Source organism: Microcoleus sp. K5-D4 (assembly GCF_036704575.1).
Taxonomy (GTDB): Bacteria; Cyanobacteriota; Cyanobacteriia; order Cyanobacteriales; family Microcoleaceae; genus Microcoleus.
Genome location: NZ_JAUBSD010000017.1, coordinates 19383 through 31868 on the forward strand (window position 1 = coordinate 19383; position 12486 = coordinate 31868).

Genomic DNA, 12486 nt, shown 5'->3' on the forward strand with positions numbered 1-12486 from the left:
ATTGGGAATATCCTTTCCGGCTAAGCTGTTCGGCATTTAAAGGAGCTTAACCAATAACCAATAACCAATAACCAACAACAAAATTTTAGGGCCTAGCATATCGGATGCCAGACCCTAAAAAGTTTGTAAATTCAGTTGATTCAAGTGGGTTTTTAGCTCTGCTGAGTTTCAGCAAACTACAACTAAGGTGGACTTTTTGGCAACTACTCTGCGGACGAGCTAGCTATCAGCGGAGTCTATTCAGACTTCTGTGTTTGATTGGGCGATCGCAAATTTTGATTCATGCAATAGCCTCAAGCTATCTCACAAATACCGATCGCAATGTCAACCTTTCTTTGCTAATAAGCTACAGGGTTCAGGCGTTGCCTGCGGACTAGAGCCGAGCGGGACAAATACTCTAATTCCAAATTTTTTATCCAAGTTTTTTGTGCTTCTTGGTTTTGCCCCTCATGTTTTTAAGTTAACACCAACTGCGCGCATAAAAACACTTTGTTTACCAAACTTGACACTTTTTGATGTGATGAAATACTTCCAAAAGCAATTATTAACAATTTGTACGATCGCCCGATCGCGCAACGTGCATAGTCGGCACTATTCGTTGGCTGTCAACGCAGCAGAGCTTCCCAAGTTGCGCGGCCGACAATGCCGTCTGCTGGCAGTTGATATTGTCGCTGAGCCGCCTTCACAGCAGCTTGAGTTTCCGGGCCAAACACGCCGTCAGCACTCACCCGCAAAAATCCCTTGGCCCGCAGCCGTTCTTGCAAATCTCTGACTGCGGCCCCCCGCATTCGTCTTCTCAAAACCGGAAAATTTGTTGGCTGCCCTTGGGGGTTAATCTCTGGGTTGTCGGCAGTTACAGGAGCGTTGGCAATCGGGTTTTCTATCGCGCTCTGAGCAGCAGGAAACAGCCGGTTCCAAGTATCTTGACCGACTATGGCGTCGGGAGGCAGACCTGCTGCTTCCTGGAACTGAGACACAGCTCTAGCGGTGCTTTGTGAGAAAATCCCGTCTACTGTGTCAGGGTAAAAGCCCAATAATTTAAGAGCAGCTTGGAGTTCGATCACTTCTGAGCCACGGCTGCCCAATTTGAGCGTGGGGCGGACGATCGCACCTGTTTGAGCGATCTGGCTGTTGCTGTTACTCTGTTCGGAGGTAGGTAGCTGTGCGACAGCAGGAGTAGGGGCGATCGATCCCATTACCAATAAACCGCACAAACTCCAGCCAAAGAGCAAACTGGGAACCTCGCGGGCGCCATTCCAGCTTGCTGTCAAGTTTTGGGACATTGGGAATTCGACCTCTGCAAAACTGGTAGCGATCGTACATCAAATCTGCAAAAAATAGGGAATTTAGGCATAGGGAATTGGGCTAAGGCATTAACTGATTCCCTGGCTATGCCTGCGAACCAGTTAACTCAAAACTCACAACTTTTCCCCCCTTCCCTTTCCTCAAAATAATTTATCCCCTGAAATAGCTGCAATTGGCAAAAAAACTGCTAGATTGCCCTACAGAAAACATTGAACCGCGTTCATTGGGCCCCAGCAACACCATGTCCGAATCCAGAACCGCCAGCCAAATAGACATCGGCAACGTCAACATCGGGAACTTCCAAGTCGGCAGCATCAGCGGCACTAAATACAACGATTTTAACGCCAACGGCCTCCCTGATCCCGGAGAAGTCCCCATTCCCAACTGGCAAATCTATCTCGACCTCAACAACAACGGCCAACCAGAATTTAACGAACCTTCCACCCTCACAAACCCGCAAGGCAACTACATCTTCGCCAACCTGCCGCCGGGCACTTACCAAGTTAGGGAAGTCCAGCAGCCGAACTTTCGCCAAACTACCCCTAATCCTGCACCTATCACGATTACTAGCGGCACGAACGCTGGCAATATCAATTTTGGCAACAACTTTAACGCAGGGACGATCGCAGGCACAAAATTCAACGACATCAACAACAACAGCAGCCGAGATCCGGGCGAACAAGGGCTAGCTAACTGGCAAATTTACCTCGACCTCAACCGCAACAACAGGCTCGACGGCGGCGAACCTGTTACTTTGACAAATTTTGAAGGCAATTACGCTTTTGTCAATATTCCCGCCGATACATATTTGGTGAGAGAAGTCCAGCAACCGGGTTTTATCCAAACCACACCTGACCCCGGTCCGGTTAACGTTACTTCCAACGCCACTGTCAACAACATCAATTTTGGCAATGTCTTTTTTGTTGGCAGCATCAGCGGTCTCAAGTTCAACGACCTCAATGCCAATAGCGTCCGAGATGCGACAGACCCGCCTCTGACCAACTGGCCAATTTACATCGACCTCAACGCCAACAACAGCTTTGATCCGGGCGAACCCAATACCATCACAAACCCACAAGGCAACTACACTTTTGCCAATGTGTCTCCCGGCCGGTATTTGGTGAGGGAAGTCCAGCAACCTGGATGGGTACAGACTACGCCAAATCCAGGCCCGATCGACATCACCGGCAATACCAACGTTGTTGGCGTCAATTTCGGCAACAATTTTCCTACCGGCAGCATCAGCGGCTTCAAGTTCAACGACCTCAACGCTAACGGTATCAACGAACCGACGGAACCGAGAGTTGCCAACTGGCCGATTTACCTTGATTTCAACAACAACGGCAGTTTAGATCCGGGCGAACCTTCGACTTTAACAAACCCTGAAGGTAATTTCTCTTTTATCAATTTGCCCCAAGGCACTTATGTGGTGAGGGAAGTCCCGCAGCCCGGTTTTCGACAAACTACGCCCAATCCGACTCCGATCACCGTGGGTAATGGCACAAATGCCACTAATCTCAGCTTTGGCAACGTGTTGGTGACTGGCACGATCAGCGGTGTGAAATTTAACGATTTTAATGCCAACGGTCGCCTAGATCCTGGGGAACCCCCGATCGCCAACACTCAAATTTACATCGACCTCAACAACAACAGCAGTTTAGATCCGGGCGAAGCGAGTACCTTAAGCGACCTTCAAGGCAATTACAGTTTCCGCAACGTTCCGGTAGGTAGTTATGTTGTCCGCGAAGTTCCGCCGCCCGGTTTCATCCTAACTACTCCGCCTGCGGTGGTTGTTGTCTCGGCAGATATTCGGGCTAGCAGCATCGATTTGGTGACGGGAGATGTGGTAACGGCAGATGCTGAGGGTACGTTGGCTAAATCCTTGAAGGACGACCCGCTGACGAATGCCAGCAGCTATGCGGGACTGGAACCTGCAGGTAATATGGTGGCGGATAGCTTGCCTTTGAGCCAGGGTCGTGATAGGGATCAAATTAGTAAATTTTTGAGTGATGAATTTTTTGCAAATTTAGGCAATATTCCTAACTTTGGGCAACAGAATGTCGGTCGGGAGCCTAATTCACAAGTTGGTAATTTTGTCAAGACCAATGAATTAAATAAAGGGGCGATCGCTCACTGGGTTGTGCCGATGGGCCCGAGAGATTTCTCGGTTATGTAGGGTGACACAAAAGTCGATCGCCCCGAATCCCAAACCGCAGATAAAAATCCGGAAGAGGTGAAAGGGCGATCGCGTGATACCCTATTGTTGGCAACCTCCAACACTCAAGCCTAAGTTCCGGCAAATCCGAAGCAGGCTTGTATATTGGGTGCAATATTCAGAGGCAGTAGCATCTCTGTGAGTGAAAAACTATCAGGTAATTCCCCCAAACCCGATCGGCGTATTTGCAGGCAAAGCAAGTCATATCAAGTCTGGTAGCTCGATCGATGCTGGTTCTCTGTCCTTGGCAATCCCAGAGGAGGCGATCGTCAATGACAGCGAACCAGGACAAACAAGAACGATGCCGCCGGACTTGATATCAGGGGGGAGAAGTCTGTCTTAGGCTTTTTAAAGCTCGAAACAGCAAGTATGTACGGACAGAGAAGGTGTGCAAATCTTGAAGATGTTGCCCTCAAATTGCCAGGGTTCTTCAAAACCTGATATACTTGCCAGCGACAAAGCTTGAGGCATTGTTGTGTGAGATGGGAACATTACCTCAAGTGCAGACGTATGTAAAATCGAGTAGCGGTTGTCAGCTATTAGTAAAAACTACTCAGCAAGTTACAACCCATACAGTAGTCTGTAATTTACGTGGATTTAGGTGTGAAGGAGAGAAATCATGGCAGATTTAGATTTAACTAACGAAGAACTCAGTGCCAAGCAATTACAGCCAGTTGTGGTTGGGAATGCTGGCCCGGCAATTCTAGGCCTCAAGTTCTTTGACCAGAACCGCGATGGCATCAGACAGCCAACTGACATAGGTCTGGCGAATGTCCCCATCCTTCTCGAATCAGCAACAAGCACCAACGGTGTACTTGATGCTGGTACTGGAGAACTCTTAACCACGACGGACGCTAACGGCGCGTTCTCATTCATAAATCTTGTCCCGGGCAATTACGTACTCACGGAAACCGTAATACCTGGTAATTTGATCCCTACTACTCCCAACCCCCTCGCTGTCACCGTTGGCAACCGAAATGTCAACGTTTTCTTTGGCAACGGCCCAGTAGAAACACCTCTAGGCAGCCGAATCGTTGGATGCAAATACCTAGACATAGATGCCGACGGCTTCCGAGACGGGAATGAACCGGGGATTAAAAATGTCAGGATATATATTGATGCCAATGGCAACGGTCAACGCGATGCAGGGGAACAGAACACTTTAACAGACAAAAATGGTGCATGGTCGTTCAACGTAGCACCCGGAACATACAAGATTCGGGAAGAACGGATTAGACGACAGATTAATTCTGTTACCGGACTAGAAGTTAATGCTACGGACGCAGAACCCTTAGAAACACAAGATTTTCCCCAAAGCACTCCCCCCGGCAACGTTCCGGTACTGGACGTGACGGTAGCAGCAGGTCAAACCTTTGCCTGCGCTCAAGTGGGCGATACTCCGCTCTATCAAATTGAAGTTAACAAATTTCGAGACATAGACCGCAGCGGAACGCGAAATGTTGTTAGTGGAGTCTTGGAACCCCCCATTGCCCGAGTACCGTTTATTTTAGATGTCAACGCGAACGGTCGCTGGGATGGAGCAGGCTCCGAACCGATAGCCATCACAGATGCGAACGGAGTAGTTACCTTCAAGGATTTGCGAGCTGGCGATTACAGAGTGTTGGAAATTTTTCCAGGTGTACTGCCTCCAGAAGTAGGTGGCGGTGTCCCAGGAAACCTCAATGCTCCAGTAGCAACCACTCCAAACCCCACTCTGGTTTCGGCACCAGGGCCGCAGGCACGATTCCAGGGTACCATCAGCAGAGAGCAACCGCTGCTAGTAGCAGACTCAACCTACACGCTGAAACCAAACGACCCTAAATTCGTAGACTCCAACCGCGACGGCGTTCAACAACCAGGTGAAAGATCGATCGCCACCACTGGTGAGCGGCCGATTTTTGCAGCGCCAGTTACAACTTTACCAGCCCCCAACCCCTCGCCATCACTTACCTTTACTCCTGTGGGAGCAACTCAGGGTATTGGCAACAATGCCGGTGTGGGCAACACTCGACCGAACATCACTGTCTTCAAATACAATGACCTGAATGCCAATGGTCGCTTTGAACCAACTCAGGGTGAAGCGCCAATTAGCGGTGTCACTGTCTTCCTCGACAACAACAATAACGGCACTCCCGACGCTGGAGAACAGCAAATCCAGACAAATGCCCAGGGTAGAGGAGCCTTTACCAACTTGCCAACAGGCAACTATGTCGTTCGAGAAGTTGCACAGCCCAATTTCTCTCCTTCTACAGCAGATCGCGTCGATGTGACCCTCAGTACTCAGGATGCCAACGTTACCTTTGCCAACACACCTAACAGCAACATCACCGGGTGTAAGTTTGAGGACTTCAACCTGAACGGTTATCGAGATGGGAATGAACCAGCTATTCCTGGTGTCACCATTTTTATCGATAGTAATCGTGACGGTCAGTTGCAAGCAGATGAACCCACTACTACTACCAATGAGTTTGGTGTCTTTGCATTCAACAATTTGCGCCCAGGCAATTACAGCATTCGAGAAGTAACGCCTCCTGGTTACTTCCAAACGACTCAACCAGTAGATGTTGTTCTCGGTGCCAATCAAACCTTTACTTGCGCTTTGGTCGGTAACTCTCGCCGCTATGACCTCTTGGTTCCTAAATTCCGGGACGATAACCGCAACGGTGTACGGGACCCCAATGAAGAGCCCCTTTCCAATATACCATTCACCTTGGATTTGAACGGCAACGGCCGCTATGATGCTGCAACAGAACCGCTGGCGAGAACTGATGCTGCTGGTATTGCTCGGTTTAATAATTTGTCTCCAGCCACTTACTCGGTTTTGGAAGTCTTCGATGCGAGCGTTAATAATCCGTTCCCAATCCCAACTGGGCCCAACCCGGTTAGCTTTGACGTGCCGGGTCCTAACACAGTGCCTACGGTGGTGGCACCGACGCCAACAGCTACACCAACCGTCACTGCTTCTAAGCTCGATCCTGATCCTCTGACGGAGGGTGGCTTAGTCGCTGCTAAACAAGTCAGCATGGCTGATGATCGCTTGTTGGTCGGAGAGAGTAGAGGTATCAGCACCTGGGAGAACAACCCTGATTCCAGAAGAACGGCGAGTTCGCTCACTGCTTTAACGACAGAACTTTCGCCTCGCGATCTGGAATTATTGGTCTCAGTAGCTCCTACTCAATTGGGACTGCTTTAGTTAGAGACTTAGCAATTAGCAGCTAACTTGTTTAAACAGCACGTCAAATGATCTTTTGGCGTGCTTTTTGCTATTGTGACAATAATTAGAGGCTGGCGGGGCGGGTTTATGGATTTCTTTAATTACCGGAAATATTTTTCGTGAAACCTGCCTCTACAACAAATATATCCCCTTGATCGTAGGCGCTGGTTTTATCGACAATCTTTGAGGAAAACTCACAATTTATATAAACCAACCCGCCACAATCATGGGCTCGGCTGACGGGTTTATTTATCTCTTTAATTACTGTCTTTAGTCGTAGAGGACGATCGGCAAAAAGAGCGATTCCCTAGTTACAGAAAACCTTTATTTATATAGGTAGAACTTAGAGGAATTTTTTATGCCAACCGAACAGAAGATTAATCCGGCTCAACATCAAGAACAGCAACCCGGTATTGAATCGCAAATGACTCCGCAACCTCAATCCTTCGCGGAGGGCTATCGCGGTAGCGACAAATTGCGGGACAAAGTAGCCTTAATTACCGGCGGAGACAGCGGTATCGGGCGTGCAGTGGCGATCGCCTTTGCCAAGGAAGGCGCTAACGTAGTCATCAGTTATCTTAACGAAGATGATGATGCCAAAAAAACCAAAGAGGCGATCGAACAACAAGGCCGGCGCTGTATTGCGATCGCCGGCGACATCGGCGACGAAAGCGTGTGTCAAAACCTTGTAGAACAAACAGTTAAAGAATTTGGCCATCTCGACATCTTAGTCAACAACGCCGCCGAACAGCATCCCCAAGAAAGCATCGAAAACATCACCGCCGAACAATTAGAGCGCACCTTCCGCACCAACATTTTCTCGATGTTTTATCTCACAAAAGCCGCTCTCAAACACCTCAAAGAGGGAAGTGCAATTATCAACACTACCTCTGTCACCGCCTATAAAGGCAATCAACAATTACTAGATTACTCCTCCACCAAAGGAGCAATTGTTGCCTTTACTCGCTCTTTGTCTCAAAGTTTAGCTGAGAAAGGAATTCGCGTCAACGGAGTCGCCCCCGGCCCGATTTGGACGCCTCTAATTCCTGCAACTTTCTCTGAAGAAAAAGTGGAGAAATTTGGTGCAGACACGGCCTTGGGACGCGCCGGTCAACCCGATGAAGTTGCCCCCAGTTTCGTGTTTTTAGCTTCAAAAGATTCGTCTTACATGACTGGTCAAATTTTGCATCCCAACGGCGGATCTGTTATTAACGGGTAGATTTGGCGCGAGTTAATATATAGCCTTTCTCAGTAACATGAGGTGTTCTTGGGCATTGGGCATTGGGCATTGGGCATTGGGCATTGGACATTGGTCATTGGAAGAGTACCTTACTTTCCTGAGAACCGCTATATAACCGCATTTTTTAGGCGCGGGTGTCACCCACAATCTCACATCATAACTCAGAATCTAAATCAATCCGCCCCTACAACCAGCTTAGCCAGGGCGGGTTTATTCATTTTTTTAGTGAGTTTTTGAACATTTGTGAGTTTACACAAAACAGTAATCCCGCTACCCATGTAGCGGGATTGATAGGTTGCAGTTTAGCTAGTTTTGAGCTCACCTAGAGCTACAATTAGCTCGCTGCTGAATTAGCTCAGGTTAGCCATTTCTTGCTGGATGGTGCTTTTGGCTGCTTTGAATTGAGTAGCCATTTGTTCCATTTGTGCTTCGCTCAAGTTGCGGCGAATTTGAGGGAACATATCGTTTTCTTCTTCTTTTACGTGATCTTTAACCGCTGTTTGGAGCTGTTTGATTTGGGCTTTGAACTCAGGAGAGCTCGGGCTCATTGACTTAATCTTGGCGAGCATTTGCTTCATTTCTGCTTGCTCGTCGTAAAGTTCTTGAGTGTTGCTGTAGTAGCTGCGAATTGCTGGGTAAACAACTTGTTCTTCGGCTTCGGCGTGAACGCTGAGGTCTTTGTAAAGTTGACCGAAGAATTCTTGTAGTTTTTGAGGATCGTCGGTGCTTGCGATTTCCATAAATAGGGTATCGGCTTTGCGGTGATCCATGGAGATGATTTCGGTGATGTTCATCTCATCTTTGCTGCGGGTAACTGCACCGCCGATGATGCCGGTCATTGCTGCCATTGCATCTTGCACGCGAGCCCAAACGCCTTGGTCGGGGTCTTTGCCGGTTAGTTCGCGCACGCCCAAGATTTCCATAACTCCCTTGAGTTGCTCTTGGTGAGCGCGGTTTTCAAAGTTAACTGTGTTGAGGGGAGTAATGGCGGCTTCGATGTCTGCGCCGACTATTTGAGCGGCTTTGTGTACTAACAGACCGGCCATTGTTTGTTTGTGTTTGAGCAGTTCGTGCTGAGCGACTTTTTCAAACAATGTTAGTTCAGAACCTTTCATGAGTTTCTGAACTTCTTCGATCATTTTTGTGAATGTTTCTTTGGGTTCGGTTTGAATTCCGTATTGAACGATTACGGTTTCTAATACGCCCAAGTTTTTGCGATCGTCCTCAAGCATATCCCGGAAACGATCGCACAGTTCGGAGTCGTTGCAGGAATTGATGAACAATTGCTCGTTGGCGATCAACAAGTTTTGCAGCGCTTTCATGTCTGCTAATTTAGTCGCGATCGCTTGGCGCTTGGTATCTTCTAGGGTAGCTACCATCTGTCGTTTCTCCTCTCAATGTCTTTAGTGTTCTTACATCTTTTAATTTATTGATATATTCTGATAACATCCTCTTTCTCCCGACTGATTAATTAATATCCCGCGCAACCTATTGACTTTTGAACAAAAAAATGGTAAGTATTTGAGACTGTTTGAAAAAAATCAAAAAGCAAAAAATAACTGATGAGTAAGGATGAATGGCAGATGAGTAATGATTTCTGTATCAATTAATCCCGATCGCAGAGCTGTAAAGCGCTACCATAGTTGCAGCCGAAGTTAACTAAAGTTTAAGAATAACTAGCTTGTCTCAACTGCTCACTGCTTTAGAGTTCCCAGCAAATGTCTGGAAGCTCAACAACGGGTTAACGGTCATTCACCAGCGAATTTCGGCCACACCGGTGGTCGCGCTAGACGTGTGGGTGAGGGCTGGCGCTACGCTGGAGCCGGATTCTTGGTCGGGAATGGCTCATTTTCTAGAACACATGATATTTAAAGGGACGGATTCGATCGCCCCTGGAGAATTTGACCAGGTAATCGAAAATCGCGGGGGTGTCGCCAACGCAGCTACAAGTCACGACTACGCCCATTTTTTCGTCAACGCTGCGGCCGATTATTTAGCAGAAACAGCGCAGCCACTGGCAGAATTGCTGCTGCGGGCTTCGATTCCGGATCGGGAATTCGATCGCGAGCGAGATGTGGTGCTAGAAGAAATCCGCCAAGCTCAAGACAATCCCGATTGGCTGGGTTTCCAAGCCATGATGGAAACAGTTTACCAGCGGCATCCCTACAGGCGATCGGTATTGGGCACGGAAGAGCTGCTGATGTCGCGAACTCCCCACGAAATGCGCTGTTTCCACCGATCGCACTATCAGCCGGAAAATATGACTGTGGTGATAGTCGGGGGAATTGATGAACAACAAGCCAGAGATATTACGGGGAAAGCATTCGAGCAGTTTTCGGATCGGTGGGATTGTCCCAAATTAACGGCAGAGGCGGAACCGCCACTGATAGAAATTCGCCGTCAGGAACTCTGTCTCCCCCGATTGGAACAAGCGCGGCTAATGATGGCCTGGACAGGCCCGGGAGTTGAACACTTGCAAAGTGCTTGCGGTTTGGATTTGCTGTCGGTGTTGCTTGCAGACGGGCGGACTTCGCGTTTAGTCAGGGAATTGCGGGAAGAATTACAATTGGTAGAGGCGATCGACAGCACTTTCTCGCTGCAACGGGAATCGAGTTTATTTACTATCAGTGCAGTCTTGGACGCGAAAGATATTGAACAGGTGGAATCTCGGATTTGCGATCGACTTTGGGAATTGCAGTCTGAGCCAGTTTCCGAGGTAGAATTGCTCCGCTGTAAGCGTTTGCTGTGCAACGATTTTGCTTTCTCGCTCGAAACGCCGGGACAGCTCGCCGGTCTTTACGGATATTACAATACGATCGCCACTGCGGAATTAGCGCTCAGCTATCCCACCAGGATTAAAGCATTTGGGCCCTTAGACCTCCAGCGCCTAGCTCAACAATATCTCTCTCCCCGACGCTATACAGCCGTGGTACTCAAACCAATCTAATTGGTAAACGGGTGAAAATACATATATTTTTGATACCGGAGAGATGTTCGGCATTTGTCCGGGACTCTTTGTGCTTGTGGCGCACCCTACGGGATAGATGTTGTTACATTTAGATGTTGTGGGTCAGGCCCTGCCCGGTATGACATCATACAAGATCCGCATGGAAAATAGAAAAATGGCAATCAAGTAATTACTAATTACCAATTACCAATTACCAATTACCCATTTTCAATTACCAATACTTCAGCTACTCTCAGTACAAGTTCCCAACTAAATTAACCATGAAAAATGAAATCCAGCGCACGGTTTTAGACAACGGTATTGTTGTCTTAGCAGCAGAAAATCCAGCAGCAGATATTATTGCAGCTAGGATATTCCTGCGGGCCGGCAGTCGCTACGTGCAGCCGGAACAAGCAGGATTGTGTCACTTGCTGTCGGCGGTAATGACTAAGGGAACCGATCAACTGTCTTCGCTGGAAATTGCCGAGCGTGTAGAATCGGTGGGAGCGAGGTTGAGTGCCGACTCTACTACAGACTATTTTTTAGTGAGTTTGAAGACGGTTTCTGCGGATTTTGAGGAGATTTTGGAGTTGGCTGCGCAATTGACGCGATCGCCCAATTTCCCGGAAGCTGAAGTCGAACTCGAACGCCGCATTGCCATATCGGCAATTCGATCGCAACAAGAACAGCCATTTGCGATCGCCTTCGAGCAATTGCGGCACGCGATGTACCAGGAACACCCCTATGCTTTCTCTCCCTTGGGCACGGAAGCTACTATGTCAAAGCTCACCAGAAACGAGCTCGAAGAGTTCCACAAAACCTATTTCCGTCCCGATAATGTAGTTATTTCTGTCGCCGGCAGAATATCCACCGAAGATGCGATCGCCCTGATCGATCGAACTTTTGGGGACTGGAAAGCGCCTTTAACACCCTTACCAACTTTAAACGTCCCCCCTCTCTACCCCTCCCCTGAATCGGTCGTTACGGCGCAAGATACCCAGCAATCAGTGATTATGCTGGGCTACCTCGCACCCTCTGTCAAAAATCCAGACTATGCAGCGATTAAGTTGCTGAATACTTATTTGGGTAACGGTTTGTCGAGCCGGTTGTTTGTGGAACTGCGGGAAAAGCGGGGCTTGGCTTACGACGTTTCTGCGGTCTACGCGACGCGCTTGGACACGGCTCAGTTTGTCGTGTACATGGGTACGGCGCCGGAAAATACGGCGACTGCTTTTGAAGGATTGCGCGCAGAAGTCGATCGACTCGCCAACACCGAACTAAGCGAGGAAGAATTGCAAGCTTGCAAGAATAAAATGCTCGGTCAATATGCTTTAGGAAAACAAACTAATTCGCAAATTGCCCAAGTTTTAGGCTGGTACGAAATTTTGGGATTGGGAATTAAATTTGACCAGCAGTTTCAAGAAGAAATTGCACAGGTGACAGCTTCACAAGCGCGGGATGCTGCTAAGAAATATTTTGTAGAACCGTATATTTCTTTGGTGGGCCCGGAGGCAGCGATTACAGAGTTGGGTGTAGTGGCTGTTTGTTGAGTAGGAGATTGGCGA

Annotated in this window: 8 protein-coding genes; 6 read left to right on the forward strand and 2 right to left on the reverse strand. The window is 48.4% G+C overall.

Annotated elements, in window-relative coordinates:
- Positions 1 to 605: 605 nt before the first annotated feature.
- A complete protein-coding gene (locus QUA77_RS07820) occupies positions 606 to 1283 on the reverse strand; it encodes a peptidoglycan-binding protein (RefSeq protein ID WP_333449765.1) in 678 nt (225 codons plus the stop codon).
- 263 nt (positions 1284 to 1546) lie between these two features.
- Here QUA77_RS07820 and QUA77_RS07825 point away from each other — a divergent pair, with 263 nt between their 5' ends.
- From QUA77_RS07825 to QUA77_RS07840, 4 genes are all read left to right on the forward strand, one after another.
- Positions 1547 to 3481, forward strand: a complete 1935-nt coding sequence (locus QUA77_RS07825; protein WP_333449766.1) for an SdrD B-like domain-containing protein — start codon at positions 1547 to 1549, stop codon at positions 3479 to 3481.
- Positions 3482 to 3662: 181 nt separating this feature from the next.
- Positions 3663 to 3863, forward strand: coding sequence for a hypothetical protein (locus QUA77_RS07830; protein ID WP_333036121.1), 201 nt, complete (start codon positions 3663 to 3665; stop codon positions 3861 to 3863).
- A 276-nt stretch (positions 3864 to 4139) separates the two neighbouring features.
- Positions 4140 to 6713: an SdrD B-like domain-containing protein gene (locus tag QUA77_RS07835; protein ID WP_333449767.1), complete on the forward strand. Its 2574-nt coding sequence runs from the start codon at positions 4140 to 4142 to the stop codon at positions 6711 to 6713.
- Positions 6714 to 7092: 379 nt separating this feature from the next.
- The gene (locus QUA77_RS07840) at positions 7093 to 7953 is read left to right on the forward strand and encodes an SDR family oxidoreductase (protein WP_333036124.1); all 861 of its coding nucleotides are present in this window, start codon (positions 7093 to 7095) and stop codon (positions 7951 to 7953) included.
- Between the two features lie 371 nt (positions 7954 to 8324).
- Here QUA77_RS07840 and QUA77_RS07845 read toward each other — a convergent pair whose 3' ends face one another.
- Entirely contained in the window at positions 8325 to 9353 is a 1029-nt protein-coding gene (locus tag QUA77_RS07845) for a hemerythrin domain-containing protein (protein WP_333036125.1), read from the reverse strand.
- 302 nt (positions 9354 to 9655) lie between these two features.
- Here QUA77_RS07845 and QUA77_RS07850 point away from each other — a divergent pair, with 302 nt between their 5' ends.
- Entirely contained in the window at positions 9656 to 10921 is a 1266-nt protein-coding gene (locus QUA77_RS07850; RefSeq protein ID WP_333036126.1) for a pitrilysin family protein, read from the forward strand.
- A gap of 281 nt (positions 10922 to 11202) precedes the next feature.
- Complete coding sequence (locus tag QUA77_RS07855; RefSeq protein WP_333036128.1) at positions 11203 to 12471, forward strand: pitrilysin family protein; 1269 nt, start codon at positions 11203 to 11205, stop codon at positions 12469 to 12471.
- Positions 12472 to 12486: the final 15 nt, after the last annotated feature.

Coding starts and splice junctions, on each gene's coding strand:
- QUA77_RS07820 (WP_333449765.1), bottom strand. CDS start 1,283: ATGTCCCAAAACTTGACAGCAAGCTGGAATGGCGCCCGCGAGGTTCCC.
- QUA77_RS07825 (WP_333449766.1), top strand. CDS start 1,547: ATGTCCGAATCCAGAACCGCCAGCCAAATAGACATCGGCAACGTCAAC.
- QUA77_RS07835 (WP_333449767.1), top strand. CDS start 4,140: ATGGCAGATTTAGATTTAACTAACGAAGAACTCAGTGCCAAGCAATTA.
- QUA77_RS07840 (WP_333036124.1), top strand. CDS start 7,093: ATGCCAACCGAACAGAAGATTAATCCGGCTCAACATCAAGAACAGCAA.
- QUA77_RS07845 (WP_333036125.1), bottom strand. CDS start 9,353: ATGGTAGCTACCCTAGAAGATACCAAGCGCCAAGCGATCGCGACTAAA.
- QUA77_RS07855 (WP_333036128.1), top strand. CDS start 11,203: ATGAAAAATGAAATCCAGCGCACGGTTTTAGACAACGGTATTGTTGTC.